At 60.0% G+C, this 14159-nt stretch carries 11 protein-coding genes and 1 tRNA gene; 10 read left to right on the top strand and 2 right to left on the bottom strand.

Translation table 11 applies throughout. The annotated features are described in order from the left end of the window. Positions 1-438 (top strand): EF-Tu/IF-2/RF-3 family GTPase (locus tag M2267_RS26570; protein ID WP_429118688.1); only part of this gene is annotated, 438 nt, incomplete at its 5' end. Positions 439-453: 15 nt separating this feature from the next. Here M2267_RS26570 and M2267_RS26565 read toward each other — a convergent pair. Further along, positions 454-990 (bottom strand): GrpB family protein, encoded by a 537-nt coding sequence (locus M2267_RS26565; protein ID WP_429118685.1) that lies wholly within the window; start codon positions 988-990, stop codon positions 454-456. Between the two features lie 254 nt (positions 991-1244). Here M2267_RS26565 and M2267_RS26560 point away from each other — a divergent pair. From M2267_RS26560 to rpoC, 9 genes are all read left to right on the top strand, one after another. After that, a tRNA-Trp gene (locus M2267_RS26560) sits at positions 1245-1320 on the top strand. A gap of 197 nt (positions 1321-1517) precedes the next feature. Then, positions 1518-1718, top strand: a complete 201-nt coding sequence (gene secE / locus M2267_RS26555) for a preprotein translocase subunit SecE (protein ID WP_034795473.1) — start codon at positions 1518-1520, stop codon at positions 1716-1718. Positions 1719-1734: 16 nt separating this feature from the next. Further along, on the top strand, positions 1735-2265 hold the full coding sequence (nusG, locus tag M2267_RS26550) for a transcription termination/antitermination protein NusG (RefSeq protein WP_034795476.1): 531 nt from the start codon (positions 1735-1737) through the stop codon (positions 2263-2265). 208 nt (positions 2266-2473) lie between these two features. Then, positions 2474-2905 (top strand): 50S ribosomal protein L11, encoded by a 432-nt coding sequence (rplK, locus tag M2267_RS26545; protein ID WP_043626293.1) that lies wholly within the window; start codon positions 2474-2476, stop codon positions 2903-2905. Between the two features lie 4 nt (positions 2906-2909). Then, positions 2910-3608: a 50S ribosomal protein L1 gene (rplA, locus tag M2267_RS26540; protein ID WP_043626296.1), complete on the top strand. Its 699-nt coding sequence runs from the start codon at positions 2910-2912 to the stop codon at positions 3606-3608. 329 nt (positions 3609-3937) lie between these two features. Further along, the gene (rplJ, locus tag M2267_RS26535; protein WP_034795485.1) at positions 3938-4456 is read left to right on the top strand and encodes a 50S ribosomal protein L10; all 519 of its coding nucleotides are present in this window, start codon (positions 3938-3940) and stop codon (positions 4454-4456) included. A 58-nt stretch (positions 4457-4514) separates the two neighbouring features. Further along, on the top strand, positions 4515-4892 hold the full coding sequence (gene rplL / locus M2267_RS26530; protein ID WP_034795489.1) for a 50S ribosomal protein L7/L12: 378 nt from the start codon (positions 4515-4517) through the stop codon (positions 4890-4892). 267 nt (positions 4893-5159) lie between these two features. After that, positions 5160-9299 (top strand): DNA-directed RNA polymerase subunit beta, encoded by a 4140-nt coding sequence (gene rpoB / locus M2267_RS26525; protein ID WP_043626299.1) that lies wholly within the window; start codon positions 5160-5162, stop codon positions 9297-9299. 184 nt (positions 9300-9483) lie between these two features. Beyond that, positions 9484-13689 (top strand): DNA-directed RNA polymerase subunit beta', encoded by a 4206-nt coding sequence (gene rpoC / locus M2267_RS26520; RefSeq protein WP_043626302.1) that lies wholly within the window; start codon positions 9484-9486, stop codon positions 13687-13689. A gap of 115 nt (positions 13690-13804) precedes the next feature. Here the strand turns inward: rpoC and M2267_RS26515 are convergent, their stop codons facing one another. Further along, positions 13805-14101 carry a hypothetical protein gene (locus M2267_RS26515; protein ID WP_034795498.1) on the bottom strand — a complete coding sequence of 99 codons (297 nt, stop codon included), beginning with the start codon at positions 14099-14101 and terminating at the stop codon, positions 13805-13807. Positions 14102-14159 lie beyond the last annotated feature (58 nt).

Here is a 14159-nt window from a genome sequence, read left to right as displayed (position 1 = left end):
GACACGTCGAAGACGACGGTTACGGGCGTTGAAATGTTCCGCAAGCTGCTCGACCAGGGCCAGGCCGGCGACAACATCGGCGCGCTGATCCGTGGCGTTAACCGTGACGGCGTTGAGCGTGGCCAGATCCTGTGCAAGCCGGGTTCGGTCAAGCCGCACAAGAAGTTCATGGCAGAAGCCTACATCCTGACGAAGGAAGAAGGCGGCCGTCATACGCCGTTCTTCACCAACTACCGTCCGCAGTTCTACTTCCGCACGACGGACGTTACGGGCATCGTCACGCTGCCGGAAGGCACGGAAATGGTTATGCCGGGCGACAACGTCACGGTTGCCGTTGAGCTGATCGTTCCGATCGCGATGGAAGAAAAGCTGCGCTTCGCTATCCGCGAAGGCGGCCGTACCGTCGGCGCCGGCATCGTTGCCTCGATCGTCGAGTAATCTGCTGATTTCAAATCAGTAGAGAGGCCCCGCCGGCGACGGCGGGGCCTTTTTTGTTGGGGAGGATGCCAGCACGGCTTCGATGAAGGCGCGCTTGCCGGCGGTGTAGAATTCCCAGTCGCTGCCGGCTTCCGTGGCGAGCCGTCTTTTCAACGCCTCATATTGCGCGGCGTCGTCCGGTCTTTCCCGCAGTCGGTCCCGGAAGAGGAGGCGGGCCGCATGGGCGGCATTGCCTTCTCCGCAGAGGTAGAGCCGCGTACCATAGGGACGCGTTGCCGTCGTAAACGTCCAGAGGCCGCTTGCGTGCGGGTCACCGTGAAAGATGAAGCCTGCGTTGCAGAGGCGGGCGCTGAGCGCCGGCAGCGCCCCCAGGTCCGCTATCACCGCGTCGATATCGATCTTCGGCTTCGCGGCCAGTCCGGGTATCGCCGTGCTGCCGATGTGGTGGATCGCGCCGACGAAGGGAGAGAGCAGGGTGGCGATGGAAAGCGCCCGCTGCTCGAAGAGCGACGGCCAAAGCGGATCATATTCGACCAGCGTGATGCGCGGCATGCGAATCGATTCCGATGAAGAGGGCTTCCGCCAGGATAACGAATGCCCGAAGCGCCGCGAGCATTTCTGAGTGGCAAGGCAATGACTTGCCTTTCTTTGTGGGGCGCCCCGGCCGACAGGGCAGGGGATAGATGCAATTGAATGCGGATTTTTTCGGATCGGCGTTGAAAGGTGCTTGTCATCCTCCGGCAAACTGAATATGAAGCCGCTGACTTGAGGCGGCGACACGTTGTTAAACGGGCACGCAGCCGAATAGGGGTATAGCTCAGTTGGTAGAGCGGCGGTCTCCAAAACCGCAGGTCGGGGGTTCGAGCCCCTCTGCCCCTGCCATTCTCTCCAGGCTTGCATAAGCGCTGAGGGTTCGGCAGAGTAAGTTTAAGGATCGGTTAGCCGATCGACGAAATTCACAGAAAAGACTGATTGGCTCTTGTAGTTTTCAGAATCGGTCTTTATGTAGGGTCCAAACAGACACGCGGTGCGTGGGGCTGAATCATCGGCTTTACGCGCCGTAATGGCGTGAGCATTACATGGCATCCAAAACGAATCCGGTAACGTTTCTGCAGCAGGTTCGCTCTGAGACGTCGAAAGTGACCTGGCCCTCTCGGCGCGAGACGATGATCTCGACGCTGATGGTCTTTGTCATGGTCTTTTTTGCCGCTGCCTTCTTCTTTGCTGCGGACCAGTTGATGGGTTGGGCGATCGGCCTCATCCTCAACGTTGGCGCTTGATTGGGTGGAGGCTAGTATGGCTGCGCGCTGGTACATTGTTCACGCCTATTCGAACTTCGAAAAGAAGGTCGCTGAATCGATCGAGGAAAAGGCCAAGCAGAAGGGTCTCGAGCATCTGTTCGAGAAGATTCTCGTGCCGACCGAGAAGGTTGTCGAAGTGCGTCGTGGCCGCAAGGTCGACGCCGAGCGCAAGTTCTTCCCGGGCTACGTTCTGGTTCGCGCCAATCTGACGGACGAGGCATTCCACCTCATCAAGAACACGCCGAAGGTAACCGGCTTCCTCGGTACCGACAGCAAGCCCGTTCCGATTCCGGATCATGAAGCCGAGCGCATCCTCGGTCAGGTCCAGGATGGTGTCGAGCGTCCGAAGCCTTCGGTCTCGTTCGAGATCGGCGAACAGGTTCGCGTTTCGGATGGTCCGTTCGCTTCGTTCAACGGCGTCGTTCAGGATGTCGACGAAGAGCGTTCGCGCCTCAAGGTCGAAGTTTCGATCTTTGGTCGCGCGACCCCGGTCGAACTGGAATACGGTCAGGTCGAGAAGGTCTGATAAGGCCTTAAAAGGATAGGGTGGGTTTCGGCCCATTCTGGCGGAGAAATCCGCATGCGCGTGGAAGGATGCCGGCCTTAGCCGGGTCGGATGTTCCGCACCACGCAACCGCAGCCGCCGATCCCCGTGATCGGCAAAAGTCGGGAAACCGGCGTAATTGATCCTCGGTGCGATCCGTCGCAAGGGGATTTCAGAAAGGCAGAGAGAAATGGCTAAGAAAGTTGCAGGCCAGCTCAAGCTGCAGGTGAAGGCTGGGTCGGCCAATCCGTCCCCGCCGATCGGTCCTGCGCTTGGTCAGCGTGGCATTAACATCATGGAATTCTGCAAGGCGTTCAATGCCGCCACGCAGGAAATGGAAAAGGGTATGCCGATCCCGGTCGTCATCACCTATTACCAGGACAAGTCCTTCACCTTCGTCATGAAGCAGCCGCCGGTCAGCTACTTCCTGAAGAAGGAAGCGAAGATCCAGTCCGGTTCGAAGACCCCCGGTAAGGGCGGTTCGGCCGGCAAGCTCACCAAGGCTCAGATCAAGTCGATCGCCGAAGCCAAGATGAAGGATCTCAATGCTGCCGATATCGAAGGCGCAATGGCCATGATCGAGGGCTCCGCCCGCGCTATGGGCCTGGAAGTGGTAGGCTAAGACCATGGCGAAGATTGCAAAGCGAGTACAGAAGTCCCGCGAGGGCGTTGACCCGACGAAGATCTACGGCCTCACCGAAGCCGTCTCGATGGTCAAGGAACGCGCAACTGCCAAGTTCGACGAAACCATCGAAGTTGCGATGAACCTCGGCGTTGACCCGCGCCACGCTGACCAGATGGTCCGCGGCGTTGTCAACCTGCCGAACGGCACCGGCCGCTCGGTTCGCGTCGCCGTTTTCGCACGTGGCGCCAAGGCTGATGAAGCCAAGGCTGCTGGTGCTGACGTCGTTGGCGCAGAAGAGCTCGTCGAAATCGTCCAGGGCGGCAAGATCGATTTCGATCGTTGCATCGCCACCCCGGACATGATGCCGCTCGTCGGCCGCCTCGGTAAGGTTCTCGGCCCGCGTGGCATGATGCCGAACCCGAAGGTCGGCACGGTTACGATGGATGTCGCTGGTGCCGTCAAGGCTTCCAAGGGCGGCGCCGTTGAATTCCGCGTCGAGAAGGCCGGTATCGTTCACGCTGGCATCGGCAAGGCGTCCTTCGACGCCAAGGCACTGGAAGAAAACATCCGCGCTTTCGCTGACGCCGTCGTCAAGGCGAAGCCGACCGGCGCCAAGGGCAACTACGTCAAGCGCGTCGCGATTTCGTCGACCATGGGCCCGGGTCTCAAGATCGACCCCGCCACGCTCAGCGTCGCCTAATGAATTTCGGGCTTCGGCCCGAGACTGAATTCCCGGCCTTTCGGGGCCGGGAATCCGGACGTTAAGTCCGGAACTCCTGTCCGAGATTGCGGGTGGTTATACCTTAATCACTTCGGCCTGCATGAGACGGGTAAGATCTGAATTTCACTATGGCGCCGGAGGCGTCGAAATTCGGTTCGAACCTCGCTTGCCTTGTGTCAGACCCGGCTCTTCCGGGAACGCCAAGGGACAGGATCCTTAAGCGTTATCAGGGATCGAGCAGATCTCGGGTGACAAAGGCAAACCCGATGGGGCTGCATTATTGCAACCCTGTCTACTGGAGACAGACAGTGGAAAGAGCGGAAAAACGCGAATTCGTCACGGAGCTGAACGAAGTCTTCAAGGCTTCCGGTTCGGTTGTCGTGGCCCACTATGCTGGTGTCACAGTTGCGCAGATGAACGACTTCCGTTCGAAGATGCGCGCTGCTGGCGGCACCGTCAAAGTCGCGAAAAACCGCCTGGCCAAGATCGCTCTTCAGGGCACCGAGTCGGAAGGGATGACGAATCTCTTCAAGGGTCAGACGCTGATCGCATACAGCGAAGACCCGATCACGGCTCCTAAGGTTGTCATGGATTTCGCCAAGACCAACGACAAGCTCGTTGTTCTCGGTGGCGCCATGGGCACGACCACGCTCAACGCCGAAGCAGTCAAGTCGCTCGCGACCCTGCCTTCGCTCGACGAGCTGCGCGCAAAGCTGCTGGGCCTTCTCAATGCCCCGGCAACCCGCGTCGCAACGGTTGTACAGGCACCGGCAAGCCAGCTTGCTCGCGTGTTCTCGGCCTATGCCAAGAAGGACGAAGCCGCCTAAGGCGGATTTTCGCTGTTGTATTTAAAACCAGTTCGAACCGAACAAAAGGAAAAGTAAAATGGCTGATCTCGCAAAGATCGTTGAAGACCTCTCCTCGCTGACCGTTCTGGAAGCTGCTGAGCTTTCCAAGCTGCTCGAAGAGAAGTGGGGCGTTTCGGCTGCTGCTCCGGTAGCTGTCGCTGCTGCTGGCGGCGCTGCTGCTCCGGCTGCTGCTGAAGAAGAAAAGACCGAGTTTGACGTTATCCTCGTTGACGCTGGCGCCAACAAGATCAACGTCATCAAGGAAGTTCGCGGCATCACCGGCCTCGGCCTCAAGGAAGCCAAGGACCTGGTCGAAGGCGCTCCGAAGCCGGTTAAGGAAGCAGTTTCCAAGGCTGAAGCTGCTGACCTCAAGAAGAAGCTCGAAGACGCTGGCGCCAAGGTTGACGTCAAGTAATTCGGCTACATGCAAGGGGAGGTGGCCTTTTCAGGCCGCCTCTCTTTGACCGTTTTTAGAACATATTACCCAAAAGCCTGTCGAAAAACGGCTTTTGGGTAATGGGTTCTTCAAGAGGATGGTCTCGAACGGAAGGCAGCACAGCAATCCGCGCTGAGCGTTTTTCGTTGGTTGGACGAGATTGAACTACTCATTGATTGACGGGGTCGACTGGCCATCGGTTCCCGTCCGTTGCAGGCCCGGATGCAAGATTGACAAGGAGCGACGATGGCTCAGACCCTTTCGTTTAACGGTCGCAGGCGCGTACGCAAGTTTTTTGGTAAAATTCCAGAAGTCGCAGAAATGCCGAACCTCATCGAGGTTCAAAAGGCATCCTACGACCAGTTTCTGATGGTTGAAGAGCCCAAGGGCGGTCGCCCTGATGAAGGGCTTCAAGCCGTTTTCAAGTCGGTTTTCCCGATCAAGGATTTCTCGGGCGCATCGATGCTTGAATTCGTTTCGTACGAATTCGAGCCGCCGAAGTTCGACGTCGAAGAATGCCGTCAGCGCGATCTGACCTACGCAGCGCCGCTCAAGGTGACGCTGCGCCTCATCGTGTTCGATATCGACGAGGATACCGGCGCGAAGTCGATCAAGGACATCAAGGAACAGAACGTCTACATGGGCGATATGCCGCTCATGACCGACAACGGTACCTTCATCGTCAACGGCACCGAGCGCGTCATCGTTTCGCAGATGCACCGTTCGCCGGGCGTGTTCTTCGACCACGACAAGGGCAAGAGCCACTCGTCGGGCAAGCTGCTCTTTGCAGCCCGCGTCATTCCTTACCGCGGTTCCTGGCTCGACATCGAGTTCGACGCCAAGGACATCGTTCACGCCCGTATCGACCGCCGCCGCAAGATTCCGGTGACGTCGCTGCTGATGGCGCTCGGCATGGACGGCGAGGAAATCCTCGACACCTTCTACACGAAGTCGCTCTACCAGCGCGACGGCGAAGGTTGGCGCGTGCCTTTCCAGCCGGATGCGCTGAAGGGCCAGAAGGCGCTCGCCGACATGATCGACGCCGACACCGGCGAAGTTGTTGTCGAATCCGGCAAGAAGCTGACCCCGCGTCTGCTGCGCCAGCTGCAGGAAAAGGGCCTGAAGGCGCTCAAGGCGACCAATGATGATCTCTACGGCAACTACCTTGCCGAAGACGTCGTCAATTTCAGCACCGGTGAGATCTACCTCGAAGCCGGCGACGAGATCGACGAGAAGACCCTTCCGGTCATTCTCTCGGCCGGTTTCGACGAGATCCCGGTTCTCGACATCGACCACATCAATGTCGGCGCCTACATCCGCAACACGCTGACCGTCGACAAGAACGAGAACCGTCAGGACGCTCTGTTCGACATCTACCGCGTCATGCGTCCGGGTGAACCGCCGACCATGGATTCCGCGGAAGCCATGTTCAACACGCTGTTCTTCGATGCCGAGCGTTACGATCTCTCGGCCGTCGGCCGCGTCAAGATGAACATGCGCCTCGACCTCGAAGTCGCCGACACCGTGCGCATCCTGCGCAAGGAAGATATCCTGGCTGTCGTCAAGATGCTCGTCGAGCTGCGTGACGGCAAGGGCGAGATCGACGACATCGACAACCTCGGCAACCGCCGTGTTCGTTCGGTCGGCGAGCTCATGGAGAACCAGTACCGTCTCGGTCTGCTCCGCATGGAGCGCGCGATCAAGGAACGTATGTCCTCGATCGAAATCGACACGGTCATGCCGCAGGACCTGATCAACGCGAAGCCGGCTGCTGCCGCCGTTCGCGAGTTCTTCGGCTCCTCGCAGCTGTCGCAGTTCATGGACCAGGTGAACCCGCTTTCGGAAATCACCCACAAGCGCCGTCTTTCGGCTCTTGGCCCGGGTGGTCTGACCCGCGAGCGCGCCGGCTTCGAAGTCCGCGACGTTCATCCGACCCACTACGGCCGTATTTGCCCGATCGAAACGCCGGAAGGCCCGAACATCGGTCTGATCAACTCGCTTGCAACCTTTGCCCGCGTCAACAAGTACGGCTTCATCGAAAGCCCGTACCGCAAGATCGTTGACGGCAAGGTGACGAACGACGTCGTCTATCTCTCCGCAATGGAAGAGGCGAAGTACCACGTCGCCCAGGCAAACTCGGTTCTTGAGAACGACGGCTCGTTCGCTGAAGAGTTCGTTGTTTGCCGTCATGCCGGCGAAGTTATGCTGGCGCCGCGCGACAACATCAACCTGATGGACGTTTCGCCGAAGCAGCTCGTTTCGGTCGCTGCGGCGCTCATCCCGTTCCTTGAGAACGACGACGCCAACCGCGCACTGATGGGCTCGAACATGCAGCGTCAGGCCGTGCCGCTGCTGCGTGCCGAAGCACCGTTCGTCGGTACCGGCATGGAGCCGGTCGTTGCCCGCGATTCCGGCGCAGCAATTGCTGCCCGCCGTGGCGGTGTCGTCGACCAGGTTGACGCGACCCGTATCGTTATCCGCGCCACGGAAGACCTCGATCCGTCGAAGTCGGGCGTCGATATCTATCGTCTGCAGAAGTTCCAGCGTTCGAACCAGAACACCTGCGTCAACCAGCGCCCGCTGGTCACCGTCGGTGACATTCTGAACAAGGGCGACATCATCGCTGACGGTCCGTCGACCGACCTCGGTGACCTGGCTCTCGGCCGCAACGCGCTCGTCGCGTTCATGCCGTGGAACGGCTACAACTACGAAGACTCGATCCTGCTCTCCGAGCGGATCGTGCGCGACGACGTGTTCACCTCCATCCACATCGAAGAATTCGAAGTGATGGCGCGTGACACCAAGTTGGGTCCGGAAGAAATCACCCGCGACATTCCGAACGTTTCGGAAGAAGCGCTGCGCAACCTCGACGAAGCCGGTATCGTTTATATCGGTGCAGAGGTTCAGCCGGGTGACATCCTCGTCGGCAAGATCACGCCGAAGGGCGAAAGCCCGATGACGCCGGAAGAAAAGCTTCTGCGCGCCATCTTCGGTGAAAAGGCCTCCGACGTTCGCGACACCTCGATGCGCATGCCCCCGGGCACCTTCGGTACCGTCGTCGAAGTTCGCGTCTTCAACCGCCACGGCGTTGAGAAGGACGAGCGCGCGATGGCGATCGAGCGCGAGGAAATCGAACGCCTCGCCAAGGACCGCGACGACGAACAGGCGATCCTGGACCGCAACGTCTACGCCCGTCTCGTCGACATGCTGCGTGGCCACACGGCCGTTGCCGGCCCGAAGGGCTTCAAGAAGGGCACCGAGCTTTCGAACCTCGTCGTCAGCGAATACCCCCGCTCGCAGTGGTGGATGTTCGCCGTCGAAGACGAAAAGGCTCAGGGCGAGATCGAAGCTCTGCGCGCCCAGTACGACGAATCCAAGTCGCGCCTTGAACAGCGCTTCATGGACAAGGTCGAGAAGGTCCAGCGCGGCGACGAAATGCCTCCGGGCGTCATGAAGATGGTCAAGGTCTTCGTCGCTGTGAAGCGCAAGATCCAGCCGGGCGACAAGATGGCCGGCCGTCACGGCAACAAGGGTGTCGTGTCGCGTATCGTGCCGATCGAAGACATGCCGTTCCTGGAAGACGGCACGCATGTCGACGTCGTTCTGAACCCGCTCGGCGTGCCTTCGCGCATGAACGTCGGCCAGATCCTCGAAACCCACCTTGGCTGGGCTTGCGCCGGCATGGGTCAGAAGATCGGCGCGATGCTCGACGCCTACAAGGCAGGTGCCGATATCCAGCCGCTGCGCGACACCATCGACAGCGTCATCGGGTCGGGCCCGAAGGGTGAGCCGATCAAGCAGTACGACGACGAGTCGATCGTGCGCCTGGCCGAGCAGACCCGTCGCGGGGTTTCAATTGCAACGCCGGTCTTCGACGGTGCTGTCGAAGCCGACGTCAACGAGATGCTGGAGCAGGCAGGTCTGAAGGTGACCGGTCAGTCGACGCTCTATGACGGCCGTACCGGCGATCAGTTCGACCGCCAGGTGACCGTGGGCTACATCTACATGCTGAAGCTCAACCACCTGGTCGACGACAAGATCCACGCCCGTTCGATCGGTCCGTACTCGCTCGTCACCCAGCAGCCGCTCGGTGGTAAGGCGCAGTTCGGCGGTCAGCGCTTCGGGGAAATGGAGGTCTGGGCGCTCGAAGCGTACGGCGCCGCCTACACCCTGCAGGAAATGCTGACGGTCAAGTCGGACGACGTTGCTGGTCGTACCAAGGTCTACGAAGCGATCGTCCGTGGCGACGATACCTTCGAAGCGGGCATTCCGGAGAGCTTCAACGTTCTCGTCAAGGAAATGCGCTCGCTGGGCCTTTCGGTCGAGCTCGAAAACTCGAAGGTCGACGAGGCTGGCGCGGCGCAACTGCCCGACGCAGCCGAGTAAAGAGACCCAAGGTGCGTGCCGCCAATGCGGCGCGCACCGTTTCCGCCGGGAGACGCTGACGTCTCCGGCAGGAACGAAGCCGCAGCCAATGCGGTTTTAGCTGTTTATGGGGCAGGGGCCGGCGCCCGGGATTTGTCGGCACCCTCGCCAAGCTCAGGGCGTAAAGCCCGTAAAGGAGACAGGCATGAACCAAGAGGTCATGAATCTTTTCAATCCGCAGGTGCCTGCACAGACCTTCGATTCCATCCGGATTTCGATCGCCTCGCCGGAGAAGATTCTTTCCTGGTCTTACGGTGAGATCAAGAAGCCGGAGACGATCAACTACCGCACGTTCAAGCCGGAACGCGACGGTCTGTTCTGCGCGCGCATCTTTGGACCGATCAAGGACTACGAGTGCCTGTGCGGCAAGTACAAGCGCATGAAGTACAAGGGCATCATCTGCGAAAAGTGCGGCGTCGAAGTGACGTTGTCGCGCGTTCGCCGTGAGCGCATGGGCCACATCGAGCTCGCTGCTCCCGTTGCCCACATCTGGTTCCTGAAGTCGCTGCCGAGCCGCATTTCGACGCTGCTCGACATGACGCTGAAGGATGTCGAGCGCGTTCTGTACTTCGAAAACTACATCGTCACCGAGCCGGGTCTGACGTCGCTGAAGGAAAACCAGCTCCTCAGCGAAGAAGACTACATGCTCGCCGTCGACGAATTCGGCGAAGACCAGTTCACCGCCATGATCGGCGCCGAAGCGATCTATGAAATGCTCGCTTCGATGAACCTGGAAAAGATCGCCGGCGACCTGCGCGCCGAGCTCGCTGAGACGACCTCGGATCTGAAGCAGAAGAAGCTGATGAAGCGGCTGAAGATCGTCGAGAACTTCATGGATTCCGGCAACCGCCCGGAATGGATGATCATGAAGGTCGTTCCGGTGATCCCGCCGGATCTGCGTCCGCTGGTTCCGCTCGACGGCGGCCGTTTCGCGACGTCGGATCTGAACGATCTCTATCGCCGCGTCATCAACCGTAACAACCGTCTGAAGCGCCTGATCGAACTGCGCGCTCCGGGCATCATCATCCGCAACGAAAAGCGCATGCTGCAGGAATCTGTCGATGCGCTGTTCGACAACGGCCGTCGTGGCCGCGTCATCACCGGCGCCAACAAGCGTCCGCTGAAGTCGCTGTCCGACATGCTCAAGGGCAAGCAGGGCCGCTTCCGTCAGAACCTGCTCGGCAAGCGCGTCGACTATTCCGGCCGTTCGGTCATCGTGACCGGTCCGGAACTGAAGCTGCACCAGTGCGGCCTGCCGAAGAAGATGGCGCTCGAGCTGTTCAAGCCGTTCATCTATGCGCGTCTTGACGCCAAGGGTTTCTCGTCCACCGTCAAGCAGGCAAAGAAGCTCGTCGAAAAGGAAAAGCCGGAAGTCTGGGATATCCTCGACGAGGTCATCCGCGAGCACCCGGTTCTCCTGAACCGTGCACCGACGCTGCACCGCCTGGGCATCCAGGCCTTCGAACCGACCCTGGTCGAAGGCAAGGCGATCCAGCTGCATCCGCTCGTCTGCACGGCCTTCAACGCCGACTTCGACGGTGACCAGATGGCCGTTCACGTGCCGTTGTCGCTCGAAGCACAGCTCGAAGCCCGCGTGCTGATGATGTCGACGAACAACATCCTGCACCCGGCAAACGGCGCACCGATCATCGTTCCGTCGCAGGACATGGTTCTCGGTCTCTACTACTTGTCGATCCTGAACCAGAACGAGCCGGGCGAAGGCATGGCGTTCTCGGACATGGGCGAGTTGCACCACGCGCTCGAAACCAAGGCCGTGACGCTGCACGCCAAGATCCGTGGCCGCTTCAAGACCGTCGACGCCGAGGGCAACCCGGTTTCGAAGATCTATGAAACCACGCCTGGCCGCATGATCATCGGCGAGCTGCTGCCGCGCAACGTCAACGTGCCGTTCGACACCTGCAACCAGGAAATGACCAAGAAGAACATCTCCAAGATGATCGACACGGTCTACCGCCATTGCGGCCAGAAGGACACGGTCATCTTCTGCGACCGCATCATGCAGCTCGGCTTTGCCCATGCCTGCCGCGCCGGCATTTCGTTCGGCAAGGACGACATGGTCATCCCGGACACCAAGGTGAAGATCGTCGGCGACACTGAAGCGCTCGTGAAGGAATACGAGCAGCAGTACAACGACGGCCTCATCACCCAGGGCGAAAAGTACAACAAGGTTGTCGACGCCTGGGGCAAGGCGACCGAAAAGGTCGCCGAAGAGATGATGGCCCGCATCAAGGCGGTCGAGTTCGACGACAATGGTCGTCAGAAGCCGATGAACTCGATCTACATGATGTCGCACTCGGGTGCTCGTGGTTCTCCGAACCAGATGCGCCAGCTGGGCGGCATGCGCGGCCTCATGGCCAAGCCGTCGGGCGAAATCATCGAGACGCCGATCATCTCGAACTTCAAGGAAGGCCTGACCGTTAACGAGTACTTCAACTCGACACACGGTGCCCGTAAGGGTCTGGCAGACACCGCCTTGAAGACCGCGAACTCCGGTTACCTGACCCGTCGTCTCGTCGACGTGGCGCAGGATTGCATCGTCAACTCCGTCGATTGCGGCACCGACAAGGGCCTCACCATGACGGCGATCGTCGATGCCGGTCAGGTCGTGGCTTCGCTTGGCGCTCGTATCCTCGGCCGTACGGCTCTGGACGACATCGATCACCCGGTCACGGGCGCTCGCATCGTCGATGCCGGCCGGATGATCCTTGAACCGGATGTCATCGAGATCGAAAAGGCTGGCATTCAGTCGATCCGTATCCGCTCGGCGCTGACCTGCGAAATCCAGACGGGCGTTTGCGGCGTCTGCTACGGCCGCGACCTGGCACGTGGTACGCCGGTCAACATGGGCGAAGCGGTTGGCGTTATCGCCGCACAGTCGATCGGTGAACCGGGCACGCAGCTCACCATGCGTACCTTCCACTTGGGTGGTACGGCGACCGTGGTCGACCAGTCGTTCCTGGAAGCGTCCTACGAAGGTACGGTTCAGATCAAGAACCGCAACATGTTGCGCAACTCGGACGGCGTTCTCGTCGCCATGGGTCGTAACATGGCCGTCCAGATCCTGGATGAACGTGGCGTCGAGCGCTCTTCGCAGCGTGTTGCCTACGGTTCGAAGATCCTCGTCGACGATGGCGACAAGGTGAAGCGCGGTCAGCGTCTCGCCGAATGGGACCCCTACACCCGTCCGATGATGACGGAAGTGGAAGGTACCGTTCACTTCGAAGACGTCGTCGACGGCATCTCGGTTCTGGAAGCGACCGACGAGTCCACCGGCATCACCAAGCGTCAGGTTATCGATTGGCGTTCGACGCCGCGCGGTACCGACCTGAAGCCGGCGATCGTCATCAAGGACAAGAACGGCGCAGTCATGAAGCTGTCGCGCGGTGGCGACGCCCGCTTCATGCTTTCGGTCGACGCCATTCTGTCGGTCGAGCCGGGCACGAAGGTTTCGCAGGGTGACGTGCTTGCACGTTCGCCGCTCGAAAGCGCCAAGACCAAGGACATCACCGGTGGTCTGCCGCGCGTTGCCGAGCTGTTCGAAGCACGTCGTCCGAAGGACCATGCCATCATCGCTGAGATCGATGGTACGATCCGCTTCGGCCGCGACTACAAGAACAAGCGTCGCGTTCTGATCGAGCCTGCGGAAGACGGTGTCGAGCCGGTCGAATACCTGATCCCGAAGGGCAAGCCCTTCCATCTTCAGGATGGCGACTACATCGAAAAGGGTGACTACATCCTCGACGGCAACCCGGCGCCGCACGACATCCTGGCGATCAAGGGCGTGGAAGCACTTGCTTCCTACCTGGTCAACGAAATCCAGGAAGTCTACCGACTGCAGGGCGTTGTCATCAACGACAAGCACATCGAGGTGATCGTCCGTCAGATGCTGCAGAAGGTTGAAATCACCGACGCCGGTGACTCGACCTACATCGTCGGCGACAACGTCGACCGCATCGAGCTCGAAGACGTCAACGACGGCCTGATCGAACAGGGCAAGAAGCCGGCTTACGGCGATCCGGTCCTGCTCGGCATCACCAAGGCCTCGCTGCAGACGCCGTCGTTCATCTCGGCAGCGTCGTTCCAGGAGACCACGAAGGTCCTCACGGAAGCCGCAATTGCCGGCAAGACCGACGGCCTGCAGGGTCTGAAGGAAAACGTCATCGTCGGCCGTCTGATCCCGGCCGGTACCGGTGGCACGATGACCCAGATCCGTCGCATCGCAACCGCGCGCGACGAAATGATCCTGGAAGAGCGTCGTCGTGGCACGGGTGCGGACGTCGCAACGCCGATGCTCGCCGATCTCGCCAACGAGAACGCGGCAGCCGAATAATCGGGGAGGGCGGTCTCGCCCTCTTGATCCCAAAAAAGAAGCCGCCGAGAGCAATCCCGGCGGCTTCTTCATGTGTGATGTGCCGCCGCGAGCGGCGGAATTCGTTTTCGGCTGATCAGCTGAAGCGGATGATCGCGACTTCGCCTTCGAGTGCGCCCTGATAGGCGGAGGCGTGCGGCTCTTCGCTCGGAACGTCGGTCAATGTGCCGATCTGGTCCAGGTCGGCCTCCAGAAAACCTTCTTCGGCAAGCGCGTTGAGCGCTTCGCGCACCGCGGTGTCGTCGTCGGGCGCCTTCAGCATCACGTGAATGTCCACGCCGTCCTCGTCGCCGTCGGTCTCGTAGGCTTTGCCGATGATGATGAACACCATCGGCTCGTCCGGGGCATTGTCGTTGTCTGGGGTGACGGCCATTTTGTTTCCTTTCGAATGGGCTTGGTGCGACCTTAGCGTCCTTTTTGAATCAGCGCGA

Source organism: Ensifer sp. KUDG1 (assembly GCF_050434285.1).
GTDB lineage: Bacteria > Pseudomonadota > Alphaproteobacteria > Rhizobiales > Rhizobiaceae > Ensifer.
The sequence above is the reverse complement of the archived record's forward strand: the minus strand, read 5'-3'. Positions and strand labels throughout refer to the sequence as shown.

Excerpts from the sequence above, each read along its gene's own strand:
- M2267_RS26565 (WP_429118685.1), bottom strand. The coding sequence starts at position 990 with ATGCCGCGCATCACGCTGGTCGAATATGATCCGCTTTGGCCGTCGCTC.
- secE (WP_034795473.1), top strand. The coding sequence starts at position 1,518 with ATGGCATCCAAAACGAATCCGGTAACGTTTCTGCAGCAGGTTCGCTCT.
- nusG (WP_034795476.1), top strand. The coding sequence starts at position 1,735 with ATGGCTGCGCGCTGGTACATTGTTCACGCCTATTCGAACTTCGAAAAG.
- rplK (WP_043626293.1), top strand. The coding sequence starts at position 2,474 with ATGGCTAAGAAAGTTGCAGGCCAGCTCAAGCTGCAGGTGAAGGCTGGG.
- rplA (WP_043626296.1), top strand. The coding sequence starts at position 2,910 with ATGGCGAAGATTGCAAAGCGAGTACAGAAGTCCCGCGAGGGCGTTGAC.
- rplL (WP_034795489.1), top strand. The coding sequence starts at position 4,515 with ATGGCTGATCTCGCAAAGATCGTTGAAGACCTCTCCTCGCTGACCGTT.
- rpoB (WP_043626299.1), top strand. The coding sequence starts at position 5,160 with ATGGCTCAGACCCTTTCGTTTAACGGTCGCAGGCGCGTACGCAAGTTT.
- rpoC (WP_043626302.1), top strand. The coding sequence starts at position 9,484 with ATGAACCAAGAGGTCATGAATCTTTTCAATCCGCAGGTGCCTGCACAG.
- M2267_RS26515 (WP_034795498.1), bottom strand. The coding sequence starts at position 14,101 with ATGGCCGTCACCCCAGACAACGACAATGCCCCGGACGAGCCGATGGTG.